Consider the following 15,747-nt stretch of genomic DNA (forward strand, 5'->3'; position numbering starts at 1 on the left):
GGGCGGCGTCGACCGTGACAGCTCCCGGCGACGTCCGCCGGTCCGCCCGGCAGGAGGCCGAGCGCACGCTGTGGCGGCTGGTCGAGGCCTTCCACGCGGTGGTCTACTTCGCGCCGCAGCGCTCGGAGGTCTACTCCCGGCTCGGGCTCCGAGGGGGATGGATGGGCTACTTCGCCAGCCGTTCGGCCGCGCTCGGCGTCGTGCCGCCCGACGTGGTCACCGCGTGCTTCTACGGGTTCGCGCCGCGCATGGTGCACCGCGCACTGCCGGACGCGTGGCGCCGGACGACCCCGGAGCAGGTGCTCGACGCGCGGCTGTCGGTGGTCGACCGGGCCGTCCGGCCCCACCTGGAGGCCGCGGTCCGCGACGGCGAGGTGGACCCGGTGGCGCTGGAGCGGGTCGTGGAGCAGCTCACGCAGGTCGTCGGGACGTGCTCCCCGGCCGGAGCGCCGCTCTTCGCCGCCCACCGCGCCCTGGCGCGCCCCGACGAGCCGCACCTGGCCCTGTTCTGGGCGGCCACGGCACTGCGCGAACTGCACGGCGACGCGCACGTCAGCGCCCTGCGGGCGGCGGGTCTGGGCCCGGTCGGGAGCAACGTCCTGATGGTCGCCCTGGGCCGGGTCCCCACCGACCACCGCCTCTACCGGGGCTGGACCGAGGAGGAGTGGGGTGCCGCCGCCGCCGAGCTCACCACGCTGGGGTGGCTGCAGGACGGGCACGTCACCCCGTCCGGCCGCCGGCGTCGCGCGGCGGTGGAGGACACGACCGACGCCATCACCGCCCCCGCGTGGGCGGGGCTGGAGGACGACCCGCTGACCCGGCTGGTCGACGACGTCGCCTCGGTGGTGCGGCCCGTGGTGGCGGGCTGCGGCCTGCCCTACCCCAACGGGACGGGGGTGCTGCGCGCGCTCAGTCCTTGAGCTCGCAGAGCACCGCGCCGTTGGAGACGGTCTCGCCCACGGTCGCCGTCAGACCGCTGACGGTCCCGGCCTTGTGCGCCTTGATCGGCTGCTCCATCTTCATCGCCTCGAGGACGACGACCACGTCGCCGGACGCGACCTGCTGGCCCTCCTCGACCGCGATCTTGACGATCGTGCCCTGCATGGGCGCGGTCACCGAGTCACCGGAGGCCGCAGCGCCGCCGCCACCGCCGCGCGAGCGCTTGGGGGCCTTCTTGCGGGCTGCGGTGCCACCACCCCCGTTGCCGCCGCCCAGCGCCAGGCCGGCGGGCAACGAGACCTCCAGCCGCTGGCCACCGACCTCGACGACCACGCGCTGGCGCTCGCCCTCCTCGGAGGAGGCGTCGGCCGCCGGCCCGGAGTAGGGCTCGACCTGGTTGTCGAACTCGGTCTCGATCCAGCGCGTGTGCACCGAGAACGCCTCGGAGGGCTCCGAGGGCGCGAAGGCCGGGTCGGACACGACGGCCTGGTGGAAGGGCAGCACCGTGGGCATGCCCTCGACCACGAGCTCGGCCAGGGCGCGGCGCGACCGCTCGAGGGCCTGCTCGCGGGTGCGACCGGTGACGACGAGCTTGGCGATCATGGAGTCGAAGGCGCCGGCGACGGTGTCGCCCTCGACGATCCCGGCGTCCCACCTCACACCGGGGCCGTGCGGGACGACCATGCGCGAGACGGTGCCGGGTGCGGGCATGAAGTCGCGGCCGGCGTCCTCGCCGTTGATGCGGAACTCGAACGAGTGCGCGTGGGGGGTGGGGTCGTCGTACCCCAGCTCCTCGCCGTCGGCGATGCGGAACTGCTCACGGACGAGGTCGACGCCGGTGACCTCCTCGGTGACGGGGTGCTCGACCTGCAGGCGGGTGTTGACCTCGAGGAAGGAGATCGTGCCGTCCTGCGCCACGAGGAACTCGCACGTGCCGGCGCCGACGTAGCCGGCCTCCGTGAGGATGGCCTTGGAGGCCCGGACGAGCTCGGTGCGCTGCTCGTCGGTCAGGAACGGTGCCGGGGCCTCCTCGACGAGCTTCTGGTTGCGGCGCTGCAGGGAGCAGTCACGGGTGGAGACGACGACCACGTTGCCGTGCTGGTCGGCCAGGCACTGGGTCTCGACGTGGCGGGGCCGGTCGAGGAACTTCTCGACCAGGCACTCCCCGCGCCCGAAGGCGGTGACGGCCTCGCGGACCGCGGACTCGAACAGCTCGGGGATCTCCTCCAGGGTGCGGGCGACCTTGAGCCCGCGGCCGCCACCGCCGTAGACCGCCTTGATGGCGACGGGCAGACCGAACTCCTCGGCCAGCGCGACCACCTCGTCGGCGTCCTTGACCGGGTCCTTGGTGCCGGGGGCCAGCGGGGCGCCGGCGCGGACGGCGATGTGCTTGGCCTTCGCCTTGTCGCCGAGGGCGTCGATGGCCTCGGGGCCAGGGCCGATCCAGGTCAGGCCGGCGTCGATGACCGCCTGGGCGAAGGAGGCGTTCTCGGCGAGGAAGCCGTACCCCGGGTGCACCGCGTCGGCTCCCGACCGGGCGGCGACCTCGAGCAGCTTCTCCTGCACCAGGTAGGAGTCCGCGGGCGTCGTCCCGCCGAGCGCGTAGGCCTCGTCGGCCACCTTCACGTGCAGCGCGTCACGGTCGGGGTCGGCGTAGACGGCGACCGAGCCCAGCCCTGCGTCCTTGCAGGCTCGGGCGATGCGGACGGCGATCTCGCCGCGGTTGGCGATGAGGACCTTGCTGATCGGCATGGGGGCAACAGTAACGGCACGGGTATGCCGTGGGCGCGCAGGTCCTGCGGCCCGTCAGGGCAGCCGGGCGAGGTCCTCGTGGCAGCGCGCCTCCAGCTCGTCCAGCTCGCGCAAGGAGTCCTCGATGTCGCGGCGCCGGCGCTCCAGGTCCTCGCGTCGGTCGCCGATCTGGCTCAGCAGGTAGCGCAGCTGGCCGGCCTCACCGGGCTGGTCGTCGTACATGCCGAGGATCGTCGAGATCTGCTCCAGGGAGAAGCCCAGCCGGCGTCCGCGCAGCACCAGCGCCAGGCGGGTGCGGTCCCGACGGTGGTAGATGCGGCGCTGCCCGTCGCGCTCGGGGGAGATGAGGCCCAGGTGCTCGTAGTGGCGCAGCGCCCGGTGGGTCACGGCGTAGTCGTCGGCCATCTGGGCGATCGTCCAGGTGGTGTCGGTGTCCTCGATCACGGGATGGGGTGTCCTTGTCCTTACGTCAACTGCGGTCGAGGGCCCATAGTGCTTGACCTTCGCGTCAACGTCAAGCACCATGGGCGTGTTCACCCCCTGACCGACGAAGGATGACGGACGCCGATGTTCGAGCTGAGCCAGGACCACGAGGACTTCCGACGCCTGGTGCGTGAGTTCGCGGAGGCGGAGATCGCCCCCCACGTGGAGGAGTGGGACGCCCGCGGCCACTTCCCGGTCCACCTCGTCCCGCAGATGGGCGAGCTCGGCCTCTTCGGCCTGGACGCCCCGGAGGAGCTCGGCGGTGCCGGGCTGGAGGAGGGCGGGTTCACCTACCTGTGCCTGGCCATCGAGGAGCTCGGCCGGGTCGACCAGGCCATGGGCATCACCCTGGAGGCCGGCGTCGGCCTCGGCATCAACCCGATCCTCACCTACGGGTCCCAGGAGCAGAAGGAGCGCTGGCTGCCCGACCTGCTCGCCGGCAAGGCGCTCGCCGGCTTCGGGCTCACCGAGCCGGAGGCCGGCTCGGACGCCGGCGCGACCCGCACGCGGGCCCGTCTCGAGGGCGGGGAGTGGGTCGTCAACGGCGCGAAGTCGTTCATCACCAACTCCGGCACCGACATCACCTCGGTCGTGACCGTCACCGCACGCACGGGCGAGACCGCCGACGGGAAGGCCGAGATCAGCGCGATCATCGTCCCCAACGGCACGCCCGGCTTCACCGTCGAGCCCGCCTACCGCAAGCTCGGCTGGCACATCTCCGACACCCACGGCCTGACCTTCGAGGACTGCCGCGTGCCCGAGGCCCATCTGCTGGGCGAGCGCGGCCAGGGCTTCCGGCAGTTCCTCAAGACCCTCGACGACGGCCGCATCGCGATCGCGGCCCTCGCGGTGGGCTGCATCCAGCGGATGCTCGAGGAGACCACGCGCTACAGCACCGAGCGGCTCGCCTTCGGTCGGCCGATCGCGGTCAACCAGGGCGTCTCCTTCCAGGTCTCCGACATCGCCGTCATGGCCGAGGCCGCCCGCACCCTGACCTACAAGGCCGCGTGGCTCAAGGAGGAGCAGCAGGCCGGCAGGCGCTCGGTCGCCGAGGTCAAGCAGGCTGCCGCGATCGCCAAGCTCTACGCGACCGAGGCCGCGGTCACCTCGACCCGGATCGCCACCCAGGTCTTCGGTGGCAACGGCTTCATGGAGGAGTACCCCGTCGCCCGCTTCTACCGCGACGCCAAGATCCTGGAGATCGGCGAGGGCACCTCGGAGGTGCAGCGGATGCTCATCGCGCGCGGCCTGGGCCTGCCGGCCTGAGCGCGGCTGGCACGATGACGGGTATGCAGCGACCAGCCCCGGGCAGCGCCTCGACGAACGCCCACCCCGACCCCCGCGTCGGTGACCTGCGCGAGCGCCTGGAGACGGCATACCGGGCCTCGGCCGCCCCTCCCGAGAGGGCGAGGGCCAAGCTCGACGCGCAGGGCAAGATGTACGTCCGCGACCGGATCGCGCTGCTCTTCGACGAGGGCACCTTCGTCGAGGACGGGCGCTACGCCAACGCCACGGCAGACGGCCTGCCCGCCGACGGTGTCGTGACGGGCCGCGGCGAGGTCGACGGCCGGGCCGCGATCGTGGTGGCCAACGACCCGACCGTCAAGGCGGGCTCGTGGGGCGCACGCACCGTGGAGAAGATCATCCGGGCCACGGAGGCGGCGCTGCGCGAGGAGCTGCCGGTCTTCTGGTTCGTCGACTCCGCCGGCGCCCGCATCACCGACCAGGTGGACCTCTTCCCCGGCCGCCGCGGCGCCGGGCGCATCTTCGCCAACCAGGTGGCCCTGTCGGGCAAGGTGCCGCAGATCTGCTGCCTGTTCGGTCCCTCGGCCGCCGGCGGCGCCTACATCCCCAGCTTCACCGACGTGATCATCATGGTCGAGGGCAACGCCTCGATGTACCTCGGCAGCCCCCGCATGGCCGAGATGGTCGTGGGGGAGAAGGTCAGCCTGGAGGAGATGGGCGGGGCACGTATGCACTGCACGGTCTCCGGCGTGGGCGACCTGCTCGCGGCGGACGACGAGGAGGCCATCGAGATGGCGCGCCACCTCTTCTCCTACCTGCCCGAGACCTGGCACGACCCGGTCCCGACCTACGAGCCCGAGCCTCCCGCCGCGCCGCTGGACCGCGGCACCGTCCCGGAGTCGGAGTCGGTCCCCTTCGACGTGCACGAGGTCGTCGAGGGCCTCGTCGACGCCGACAGCTTCTTCGAGATCAAGCCGCTGTTCGCCGCCGAGCTCGTCGTGGGGCTGGGCCGGGTCGAGGGGCAGACCGTCGGCATCCTGGCCAACAACTCCGCGGTCAAGGGCGGGGTGCTCTTCACCGACTCCGCCGACAAGGCCGCGCGGTTCATCTGGCTGTGCGACGCCTACGGCATCCCCCTGCTCTACCTCGCCGACGTGCCGGGCTTCATGATCGGCAGCGAGGTCGAGCGCGGCGGCATCATCCGGCACGGGGCCAAGATGGTCTCGGCCGTCTCCGAGGCGACGGTGCCCCAGCTGTGCGTGGTCGTCCGCAAGGCCTATGGCGCGGGGCTCTATGCGATGGGCGGTCCCGGTTTCGGGCCCGAGGCGACGATCGCGCTGCCGACGGCGCGCATCGCGGTCATGGGGCCGGAGGCGGCGGTCAACGCCGTCTACGCCAACAAGATCGCCGAGATCACCGACGAGGAGGAGCGCGAGCGGTTCGTCCAGGAGCGCCGGGCGGAGTACCTCGAGGACGTCGACCTCGAGCGGCTCGCCGCCGACCTCGTCATCGACGCCGTCGTCGAGCCCGAGGACCTGCGCGAGGAGGTCGTGCGCAGGCTGCGCTACGCCGCGCGCCGCGACCGCCACTTCTCGACCCGCCACCGCGCCATCCCGCCCGTCTGAGGTCCGGTCGACCGCACCGCTCGGCTAGGGTGGGCGGCTGTCGCGACGACGTGGAGGGGATCCGCACATGCTTCGAGGTATGACGTCCGTGCTGGCGTGCGCCCTGGTGCTCACCGGGTGCACGGGGGGCGGGGAGGAGCCGGCAGCCGACGAGGCGGTCGTGTCGTCGGCCGCGCCGGCCGCCGACGCCGCGGTCACGACGACCGAGGAGCCCCGCACGGGGGAGGCCGCCGGCGACCCGCTCACCCGCTGGCTGACGCCCGTGGAGCTCGAGGACCCGCCCCGTGCCCTGACCGAGCTCGAGCGCACGCTGCTGCACGAGCCGGGCCCGTTCGCCCAGCAGGGCGACACCCCGTCCGACGCGCTCCTGAGCGACACCGAGCGGGAGCGGGCCGCCGCGGCAGCGGCGGCGCTCGGGCCGCAGACCGAGGAGGAGTGGATCGGGGCGGTGCTCGCCCAGGTCCACGGCGACTACGTGCAGGACGTGCGCGACACCGTCTTCTTCGACACCGGCACCGGCGACGGCTCGGCCGCACCGACGGCCGGCCCGCCGGAGGCGCAGCCGGTCGGCACCAACCACTACGCGCTCGTCCTCGACGCCAGCGGTTCCATGGAGGCCGCCGGGTCCGCCGGGACCCGGATGGAGGAGGCGAAGGCGGCGATCGAGGCCTTCGTCGAGAAGCTTCCCGAGGGCAGCACAGTGTCGCTGCGGGTCTACGGGCACGAGGGCAGCAACGACGAGGCGGGCAAGGCGGAGTCCTGCGCCTCGAGCGAGGTGGTCTTCGACGGCCAGAGCTCGGACCGCGACGGGCTCGCCGGCGCGCTGGAGGACGTCGTCCCGGTCGGGTACACCCCCCTGGCCAGAGCGATCGACGACGCCCGGGGCGACATCCCCGAGCAGGCGACGGACAGCATCGTCTACGTCGTCACCGACGGGCTGGAGACCTGCGGGGGCGACCCCGTGGCCGCGGCGCAGGCGCTGGCCGGGACCGACGTCCGCCCCGTCGTCAACGTCATCGGCTTCCAGACCGGGGACGCAGACCAGGCTGCGCTGGCGGCGATCGCGCAGGCCGGTGGAGGGGAGTTCACGGCTGCGGGGTCCGGTGCCGAGCTCGACGCCTACTGGGAGGAGGAGCGTCGGCGGATGCAGGCGGCCTGGGCGCAGTGGCGCCAGGAGGAGGCCAGCCGCATCACCCGGGCCGGCGAGGCCAACAAGGTCGACGCCAACGCCGTCGGCGAGCGGATCAAGACGACCAGCAACGTGGAGTCCCAGGCGGGCAAGGACGTCGTTCGCGAGCTGGAGCGCCAGGGCCTTCTCGACAGCGACACCTCGTCGGCGGTCTGGCAGTGGTTCTCCGACCGCAGCTCGCCCATCTGGAGCTACGGCAACGACACCGCGTCCGAGAACTGGGTCGCCTCCGACGACCAGGCGGACGCCGACCGGGCAGCGCTCTACGAGCAGGCCGACCGCAGCTGGAGCGAGTTCTACCGCGGGGACGGCGGCTAGTCCCGACGCCTGCGGACCCGGCGGAGCAGATGGACCAGGCCCATGCGCCTGGCCGCGCCGCGCAGCGGTGAGGCGAGGCTGGCGCCCAGGACGACGCCGAGCGCGATGGCGGCGACCACGAGCGTGACGCCCACGAAGGAGGCGAACGCCGCGCCGGGCCCTACCTCCAGCTGAGCCACCGTGACCAGCCCGAAGGAGCCGGGCACGAGCAGCCAGAAGCTGGGCAGGAAGACCACCGACCGAGGCAGCTCGGGCCGCACGAACTCGACCAACGAGGCCACGAGGATGGCCACCAGGGCACCGAGGAAGGCACCGGCCCACCGCCCCTCGGCCGTCGTGTTCCCGACCAGCTGCGCCAGGTAGGTCGCGACCGCGGTCACGAGCAGCCACGGCACGAGCGAGACGCTCACGGACTCCATGAGGGAGATGGCGACCGTGACCACGACGACGCCGAGCAGTGGGGCCCACCAGTCCAGCTCGACCGGCCGCTCGGGGTCGAGCAGCCCCACCGGCGTCCGCAGCAGGGCCACGGCCGCCCCCACCCCGAGGGCGAAGAGCAGCAGCTGGACGGTGCCGTGCGCCAGCCGGGAGGTGCCCGCCACCATGGAGCCGGCCGCCAGCTCCACCAGCCCGGTGACGATCGTCGCACCCGGCAGGATGACCGCGATCGGCGCGACGAGCGTCCACAGCGGCGCGTCGACCCACCCGGCCGCCGCCGCGGCGAAGGCGGCCAGGGCGACGCCGAAGGCCGCCAGGAAGGGCGTGAGGGTCGCCACCGTGCGGTGGCCGCCGAGCAGCATCAGGGCGACGGTCAGGGGCGCGAGCAGGGCCGCGAACGCCACCGACGGCCCGGCGGGGGCGAGGACCAGGGCGATGCCGACGCCGGAGAGCACCCCGCCGGCGAGGAGGCCGGGGACCGCGTAGCGGTGCGGCCGCGCGCGCAGCGCGCCCAGGCGGTCGAGCGCCTCCTCGGCCGGCAGCCGTCCGGCGCGCAGACCGGCGAGGACCGCCGAGACGTCGGCCAGCTGGTCGAGGCGCACCGACCCCTCCACCTGCTCAAAGGTGGCCGGGCCCCCCGGTGCGAGCGCGACGTGGATGCCGCGCGGCAGTGCGGCGACCTGCGCCCGCGCCGACCCCAGGGACCGGGCGGCCTGCCGCACGTCCTCCTCGACCTCGTGGGTCGGCATCCCACCGGCGAGCAGTCCGGCTCCCAGCCAGGCGAGCAGCTGGCGGGCCCGGTCGTCGGTCAGGGTCGCGGTCTCGGTCACGCCGACCATTGTCGGGCCCCGCGGCCGTCCGTCAGCGCAGGTGCTCCTCCCACCACGCCAGGATGTGCTCGAAGCGCTGCACACGGTGCCGCGGCTGGCCGGTGCGGGACAGCTCGTGCCCCTCGCCGGGGAAGACGAGGAACCGCGTCGGGACGCCGTTGCGCCGCAGCCGGGCGTAGAGGCGCTGCCCCTGCTCCAGGGGGCAGCGGAAGTCCCGCTCGGAGTGGATCACCATCGTCGGGGTGCGGATCTGGTCGGCCCACGTCAACGGCGACTGCTCGTGCGCGTGCTCACCGACGTACTCGTCGCCGAAGAACCAGCCGATGTCGGAGGTGCCGGCGAAGGAGTCCCAGGCGTTGACCGCCCGCTCGCTGACCGCCGCGGTGAACCGGTCGCTGTGGGCCACCAGCCAGGTCGTCATCAGCCCGCCGTAGCTGCCGCCCTGGACCCCGACCCGCGAGGAGTCCAGGTCCTGACGGGTCAGCGCGTGGTCCAGCAGCGCCGTGAGGTCGGCGACGTCGACCGTGCCGATCGCCTCCTTGACCGCGCGGCCGTGCGCCGCGCCGTAGCCCGAGCCACCGCGCGGGTTGCCCATCACCACGGCATACCCCGCACCCGCGAGGACCTGTGCCTCGTCGAAGAGGTTGCCGGAGTACTGGGTGAAGGGACCACCGTGGATCATCAGCACGACCGGGTGCCCCGCCTTGCGGCGCGGCGCGCCCGCGGGCCGGAAGAGCCAGCCGTGGACGGGGTAGCCGTCCTCGGCCGAGGTCTGCAGCTCCTCGGGCTCGATCGGGGCGGCGGTCCCGGTGAGGTGGCGGCGCAGGTCGGTGACCTGCCGGAGCCGCTCGCCGACGCGCCCCACGAGGAGCTCGGAGTATGACGTGCGCGTGCCCGCGACGGCCGCGACCACGCCTCCGCCGACGGCCAGCCCCGCGACGGACACGTGGCCGTCGAGCAGCACCTGCCCGGTGTCCACGTCGCGGACCACCGTGTCGCCGCGGTGCTCCACGGCGGCCACCAGGGTGCCGCCGACGCCGACCGCGGGCGCGCAGGCGAGGTGGTCGGTCTCGGGGTCCGTCAGGGCGGCTCCCGGGGCGTCGAGCCGGCGTAGTGCGGCGCTGCGGGCCACGAAGTCCTGGCCGCTCGGGCCCAGGTCGCCGACCGTGCAGACGACGCTGCCGTCGCCGGCGACCTGGACGCCACCGACCGAGCCGGTGCCGTCGGTGTGCCGGCGGAAGCCCTTGCCGCGCAGGTCGACCGAGCAGACGTCCGAGACGAGCGTGTCCGGGCGCCACGTGCCGCGGCCGTCCCGGGAGGCGACGAAGGCCACCCGCTCGTCGTCGAGCCAGGCCGGTGACCGGTCGTCGCCGTCTCCCGCGGTCAGCTGCCGGCTCTCCGGCAGGCGCTCGGCGTCCTCGGCGTCGTCCGCGGGCAGGTCGTCGAGGTCGACGACGAAGATCTTCGAGGGCCGGTCCAGCACGTAGCCCAGGCCGTCAGCCTGGTAGCGACTGTGCTCGATGAGGCGAGGAGCCTCCTGGTCGGGCTTGATCTTCTCGTCGGTGCCGTAGCGGCCCTCCTCGGGCACGCGCGCGACGTAGGCGAGCCGGCGGCCGTCGGGCGACCAGACCGGCTCGGAGACCCCCAGCCGGGCGTCCGTCAGCCGGCGGGCGTCACCGCCGTCGGCGGCCATGACGTGCAGCTGGGCCGGCCCGTCCTCCGACGCCCGCAGGAAGGCGAGCAGCGACCCGTCGGGGGAGTAGACCGGTGAGCTGTCCCGGGTGCCGTGGGTGAGGCGGGCGAGCTCGCCGGAGGGTGAGCCGTCGTCGCCGAGCGGCAGCCGCCACAGGCTGGTGCGGTAGCGGTTGTCCTCGACGTCGGGCCGGCTGACGACGACCACGACGTCGGCGCCGTCGGGGCGCACCGTGGGCGAGGAGAGGGTACGGATCTTGGTCAGGTCGCTGGGCTGCACCCGCGGAAGCCTAGTCGCGCGCGTGCGGGAGCCCGGCGCGGGGAGGCGCACGTGGCCCCGTTCAGAGCGTGGGCACCTCGCGGGCCGCCCGCGCCGAGACGAGGGCGGCGAGGACGGTGGGCGCCAGCACGCCGACCCAGGACAGGGCGGACGGCAGCTGCCAGCCCGGGCCGCCCGCGAGGCCGGCCACCACGGTCAGCGCCACCAGGTAGGTCGCCGCGACGCCGAGCCCGACCCTGACGGCGACCTGCCGCGGGTCGTCCCGGCCCCCCGCGAGGACGGTGGCCACGACGCCGGACACGGCGCCCAGCAGGCACCCCAGCGCCGCGCCGATGAGCAGTCCGGCCACGGCGGAGGCCACCACCGTGCCGGCGACCGCCCCGGGACCGCCGGACGCGCCGCTGTCGGCGAGCAGGGCACGCAGGACACCGCCGACCGCGGCGACGACGGAGCAGACCGCGACGCCGACGAGGAGGCAGAGCACCAGGTAGCGCCAGTCGAGCCTCATGCCGGCTCCGTGCGGCGCTCCCAGGTGACCCAGGCGCGCACCGGCTCCGGGCCGGGGGCGCGGTGCACCTCGCGCCAGACGACCGGGTCGACCTCGGGGAAGCGGGTGGACCCCTGCGGCGCCAGGTCGACCTCGGTGAGGACGAGGCGGGACGCGTGGTCGATGGTCTGCGCGTAGACCTCGCCGCCGCCGGCCACGAACACCTCGGTGTCTCCGGCCAGGGCCAGGGCCTCGGCCAGCGACCCCGCGACCTCGGCGCCGGGCGCCCGCCAGTCCCGCCGCCGCGTGACCACGATCGTGCGTCGTCCGGGCAGCGCGCGCCCGATCGAGTCCCAGGTTCCTCGGCCCATGAGCAGGGTGCCGCCCATCGTCGTCTCCTTGAAGAAGCGCAGGTCGGCGGGCAGGTGCCAGGGCATCGAGGAGCCGTCGCCGATGACCCCGTTGCGGCCGACGGCGGCCACCAGCGTCAACGTCTGGTCGAAGCCGCGGGTCAGCAGCGGCGACCCGGCGTGCGCCGAGGGGGCTGCTCCCGGCGGGGAGGCGCCTTCGCGGGACGCCAGCACCTCGAGCGCCTGGCGCTCGTGCGGCACGAGGTCCTCGGGCAGCGCGCCGAGCGGCCACCACCGCAGGCCGGCCGACTTCTCCTCCTCCAGGACGCGCGGCTCCCCGGACCACGAGCGCGTGGCGGTGTACAGGTCGATGCGCTCCTCGAGCGGATGGTGCAGCGCGACCGTGCGGTGCAGGGTCGCCACGTGGTCGAGGGAGGCGCCGTCCACCCCTACGCCGAGCTCCTCGGCGGCCTCGCGGACGGCCGCCTGCACCGCGCTCTCGCCCCTCTCGACGTGGCCGGCGGCGCCGTGGGCCCACCGGCCGTCCATGAACCCGGTGCCGCGGCGCAGCTGCAGCAGCACCTCCGGCCCGCCGTCGCCGTCCCGCACCAGCGCCACGTAGACGGCCGGGACGACCTGGAAGCGAGACGTCATACCGCGATCGGGGCCTTGATCGTCGGCGCGGCGACGTAGTCCCGGACCTCGACGTCCTCGAGCTCGAAGGCGTCGATCTCGCGCACCTGCGGGTTCAGCCACAGCGTCGGCAGCGGTCCCGGGGTGCGGGCGAGCTGCTCCTCGGCCTGCTCGAGGTGGTTGAGGTAGAGGTGGGCGTCGCCGAGGGTGTGCACGAAGTCCTTGGCGCGCAGGTCGGTGACCTGGGCGACCATGTGCGTGAGCAGCGCGTAGCTGGCGATGTTGAACGGCACCCCCAGGAAGGTGTCGGCGCTGCGCTGGTACAGCTGGCAGGACAGCCACCCGCGACGGTCCTCGTCGTCGGGGGAGGCCGGAGCGACGTAGAACTGGAACATCGTGTGGCACGGCGGCAGCGCCATGTCCTCGACGTCGGCGACGTTCCAGGCCGAGACGACGTGCCGGCGCGAGTCCGGGTTGGTCCGCAGCGACCCGACCACGCGGGCGACCTGGTCGACGTGCCCGCCCGAGGGGGTCGGCCAGGACCGCCACTGGTGGCCGTAGACGGGACCCAGGTCGCCGTTCTCGTCGGCCCACTCGTCCCAGATAGAGATGCCACGCTCCTGCAGCCACCGCACGTTGGTGTCGCCGCGCAGGAACCACAGCAGCTCGCCGACGACGGAGCGCAGGTGCAGGCGCTTGGTCGTCAGCACCGGGAAACCCTCGGTCAGGTCGAAGCGCATCTGGTGGCCGAAGACCGAGAGCGTGCCGGTGCCGGTGCGGTCGCTCTTCTCGACGCCCTCGGCCCGGATGCGTCGCAGGAGGTCCAGGTATTGCTGCATACGGGCAGCGTAGTGCGTGGCCCGCGGAGGACCTCAGTGTGACCGAGGTCACATGACTGGCGCGTAACAGGGGTGGCCGGTCCTGCGATGTAACCCGTGACCGCACTGCTGCCTGGACCCCCCGAGCGGGCAGCAGTGCGGTCTTCGTCGTCGCGCGGGTCCCGCAACCGGCCCGTGCGGCGGCGGCCCTGCCGCGCGGGGGGGCGGCGTTATCCTGCCGCCATGAGTCACCCCCACCCCGAGCTCACCGCCCCCGGTCCGCTCCCGGACGGGGGCGTCCGCGTGATCCCGCTCGGCGGCCTGGGGGAGGTCGGCCGCAACATGGCCGTCATCGAGCACCGGGGCAAGCTCCTCGTCGTCGACTGCGGCGTGCTCTTCCCCGAGGAGAACCACCCCGGCGTCGACCTGATCCTGCCGGACTTCGGGCCGATCGAGGACCGGCTCGACGACGTCGTGGCCGTCGTGCTGACGCACGGCCACGAGGACCACATCGGCGCGGTGCCCTACCTGCTGCGCCGCAGGCCCGACATCCCGCTGGTCGGCTCGCAGCTGACGCTGGCGCTCGTCGAGGCCAAGCTCAAGGAGCACCGCATCACGCCGCTCACCCTCGGGGTGCGCGAGGGGCAGCGCGAGGTCCTGGGGCCCTTCGACTGCGAGTTCATCGCGGTCAACCACTCCATCCCCGACGCCCTGGCGGTCTTCGTCCGCACCTCCGGCGGGACGATCCTGCACACGGGCGACTTCAAGATGGACCAGCTCCCGCTCGACGGGCGCATCACCGACCTGCGGGCCTTCGCGCGGCTGGGGGAGGAGGGGGTCGACCTGTTCATGACCGACTCGACCAACGCGCACGTCCCCGGCTTCACGACCCCCGAGCGTCAGATCACCCCGGCGATCGAGCGCGTCTTCCACGACGCGCGGCGCCGGATCATCGTGGCCTGCTTCGCCTCGCACGTGCACCGGGTGCAGCAGGTGCTCGACGCGGCCGCCGAGTCGGGACGCAAGGTGGCGATGGTCGGCCGGTCGATGATCCGCAACATGGGGATCGCGGCCGACCTGGGCTACCTGAAGGTGCCGGACGGGATCCTCGTGGACCTGGGGCGGCTGACCCAGCTGCCCGACGAGCAGCAGGTGCTCATCTCCACCGGCTCCCAGGGCGAGCCGATGGCCGCGCTGTCACGGATGGCCAACGGCGACCACAAGATCGACGTCGGTGAGGGCGACACGGTGCTCATGGCCTCCTCGTTGATCCCCGGCAACGAGAACGCCGTCTACCGCGTCATCAACGGCCTCACCCGCCTGGGTGCCACCGTCGTGCACAAGGAGAACGCCCTCGTGCACGTCTCCGGGCACGCCAGCGCCGGTGAGCTGCTCTACTGCTACAACATCGTGCGCCCGCGCAACGTGCTGCCGGTGCACGGCGAGTGGCGCCACCTCGTCGCCAACGCCGAGCTCGCCGTCGCCACGGGCGTCCCGCGGGACAACGTGGTGCTGGCCGAGGACGGGGTCGTCGTCGACCTCGTCGACGGCCGGGCCAGCATCGCCGGCGCGGTCGACGTCGGCTACGTCTACGTCGACGGCTCGCTGGTCGGCGCGGCCGACGAGACGATGCTCAAGGACCGCCGCATCCTGCGCGACGAGGGTTTCGTGACGATCATCGTGGTCCGCGACGCCTCGACGGGGCAGCTCGCGGCCGGCCCCGACATCCTGACGCGAGGCTTCGCCGAGGGCCAGGACGTCTTCGAACGGGTCCGCCCCAGGCTCGTGACGGCGCTGGAGGAGGCTCAGCACAACGGCGTCCAGGACACCTACCAGCTGCAGCAGGTGATCCGGCGCACCGTCGGCTCCTTCGTCGGCAGCAAGCTGCGGCGCCGACCGATGATCATCCCGATCGTCGTCGACGCCTGACCGTCTCGCCCCAAACCGCGTCGCCTCAGACCGAGTCCTGCGGGCCGTCCAGGCGCCGGGGGTCGGTCGCCGGCCGGCCGCCCCCGCGCTGCTCGAGGATGCGCCGGGCCTGGGCCGCGATCTCCGCCTCCGTCGGCTCCTTGTCCCACGACAGGGACGCCCCGTGCAGCACGACCGCCAGGCCCCAGCCCATGGCCGGCCACACCGGCCAGAAGTAGCCGCCGCCGCTGACGAGCCAGATGCCGACGAGCAGGCCCAGCACGGCGAGGTAGACGGTGACGTGGGTGCGGAAGTCCTTGCGCGCCTGCAGCCGCTTCAGGGCCTCGGCCCGCAGCTGGGGGTCGGCCGCGGGATCGGCATCGGCGGCCGGTGGCTGCCAGGACGGCAGCGGCGGCCGCGTCACGTCGTCGTCGCCCGGGTGGGCAGGTGGCTCTGTCATGGCACGGACCCCCTCTGGTCGGTATGCGGTCAGCCTAGCGCCGCGGGGTCCGGCACAGGCCGGTCCGGCGGTTGTGCGCGTGTGACACGTGATGCGCACGGGGATGTGGCGTACGGTGCCACCGTGGCCAAGTCTGCGACCTCCTCCAACCGTGCCCCCGCCCGCGGCGCCGGGTCCCGGGGCGGTGCGACGCGTCCCGGCGGCCGGTCCGCCGGTGGCAAGACCCCGCCGTCCGGCGGTGCCAAGGCCTCGCCGCGCACCGGCACGCAGTCGACCGGCCCGTCCCTGCCGGGTCGCGCG

Annotated in this window: 13 protein-coding genes; 5 read left to right on the top strand and 8 right to left on the bottom strand. The window is 73.7% G+C overall.

Annotated features, from left to right (window positions below; translation table 11 throughout):
- Positions 1-14: 14 nt before the first annotated feature.
- Positions 15-920 (top strand): SCO6745 family protein, encoded by a 906-nt coding sequence (locus K330_RS0103040; protein ID WP_022920384.1) that lies wholly within the window; start codon positions 15-17, stop codon positions 918-920.
- Here the strand turns inward: K330_RS0103040 and K330_RS0103045 are convergent.
- Both K330_RS0103045 and K330_RS0103050 read right to left on the bottom strand, forming a co-directional pair.
- A complete protein-coding gene (locus K330_RS0103045) occupies positions 910-2,691 on the bottom strand; it encodes an acetyl/propionyl/methylcrotonyl-CoA carboxylase subunit alpha (protein WP_022920385.1) in 1,782 nt (593 codons plus the stop codon). The two genes, K330_RS0103040 and K330_RS0103045, sit on opposite strands and share 11 nt — an antisense overlap.
- Before the next feature lie 54 nt (positions 2,692-2,745).
- The gene (locus tag K330_RS0103050; RefSeq protein WP_022920386.1) at positions 2,746-3,135 is read right to left on the bottom strand and encodes a MerR family transcriptional regulator; all 390 of its coding nucleotides are present in this window, start codon (positions 3,133-3,135) and stop codon (positions 2,746-2,748) included.
- Positions 3,136-3,258: 123 nt separating this feature from the next.
- Here K330_RS0103050 and K330_RS0103055 point away from each other — a divergent pair, with 123 nt between their 5' ends.
- The 3 genes from K330_RS0103055 (at position 3,259) to K330_RS22400 (ending at position 7,551) form a co-directional block, all read left to right on the top strand.
- The gene (locus K330_RS0103055) at positions 3,259-4,440 is read left to right on the top strand and encodes an acyl-CoA dehydrogenase family protein (protein ID WP_022920387.1); all 1,182 of its coding nucleotides are present in this window, start codon (positions 3,259-3,261) and stop codon (positions 4,438-4,440) included.
- Positions 4,441-4,463: 23 nt separating this feature from the next.
- A complete protein-coding gene (locus K330_RS0103060) occupies positions 4,464-6,044 on the top strand; it encodes an acyl-CoA carboxylase subunit beta (RefSeq protein WP_022920388.1) in 1,581 nt (526 codons plus the stop codon).
- Between the two features lie 79 nt (positions 6,045-6,123).
- Complete coding sequence (locus K330_RS22400; protein WP_022920389.1) at positions 6,124-7,551, top strand: VWA domain-containing protein; 1,428 nt, start codon at positions 6,124-6,126, stop codon at positions 7,549-7,551.
- On the opposite strand, the gene K330_RS0103070 is transcribed toward K330_RS22400, so the two are convergent.
- The 5 genes from K330_RS0103070 to K330_RS0103095 all read right to left on the bottom strand — a co-directional run bounded on the left by K330_RS0103070 (position 7,548) and on the right by K330_RS0103095 (position 13,100).
- Positions 7,548-8,819 carry a threonine/serine exporter family protein gene (locus tag K330_RS0103070; protein ID WP_169448468.1) on the bottom strand — a complete coding sequence of 424 codons (1,272 nt, stop codon included), beginning with the start codon at positions 8,817-8,819 and terminating at the stop codon, positions 7,548-7,550. The two genes, K330_RS22400 and K330_RS0103070, sit on opposite strands and share 4 nt — an antisense overlap.
- 31 nt (positions 8,820-8,850) lie before the next feature.
- A complete protein-coding gene (locus K330_RS0103075; protein WP_022920391.1) occupies positions 8,851-10,791 on the bottom strand; it encodes a S9 family peptidase in 1,941 nt (646 codons plus the stop codon).
- A 61-nt stretch (positions 10,792-10,852) separates the two neighbouring features.
- A complete protein-coding gene (locus K330_RS0103080; RefSeq protein ID WP_022920392.1) occupies positions 10,853-11,299 on the bottom strand; it encodes a hypothetical protein in 447 nt (148 codons plus the stop codon).
- Positions 11,296-12,282, bottom strand: a complete 987-nt coding sequence (locus tag K330_RS23120; protein ID WP_022920393.1) for a dihydrofolate reductase — start codon at positions 12,280-12,282, stop codon at positions 11,296-11,298. The genes K330_RS0103080 and K330_RS23120 overlap by 4 nt, the downstream gene beginning before the upstream one ends.
- Positions 12,279-13,100, bottom strand: coding sequence for a thymidylate synthase (locus tag K330_RS0103095; protein ID WP_022920394.1), 822 nt, complete (start codon positions 13,098-13,100; stop codon positions 12,279-12,281). Before K330_RS0103095 ends, K330_RS23120 begins: the two co-directional genes overlap by 4 nt.
- A 222-nt stretch (positions 13,101-13,322) precedes the next feature.
- Here K330_RS0103095 and K330_RS0103100 point away from each other — a divergent pair, with 222 nt between their 5' ends.
- Positions 13,323-15,008: a ribonuclease J gene (locus K330_RS0103100; protein ID WP_022920395.1), complete on the top strand. Its 1,686-nt coding sequence runs from the start codon at positions 13,323-13,325 to the stop codon at positions 15,006-15,008.
- 25 nt (positions 15,009-15,033) lie between these two features.
- Here the strand turns inward: K330_RS0103100 and K330_RS22405 are convergent, their stop codons facing one another.
- Complete coding sequence (locus K330_RS22405; RefSeq protein WP_022920396.1) at positions 15,034-15,447, bottom strand: 2TM domain-containing protein; 414 nt, start codon at positions 15,445-15,447, stop codon at positions 15,034-15,036.
- Between the last annotated feature and the right edge of the window lie 300 nt (positions 15,448-15,747).

It is taken from the genome of Ornithinimicrobium pekingense DSM 21552 (assembly GCF_000421185.1).
Lineage (GTDB): Bacteria > Actinomycetota > Actinomycetes > Actinomycetales > Dermatophilaceae > Ornithinicoccus > Ornithinicoccus pekingensis.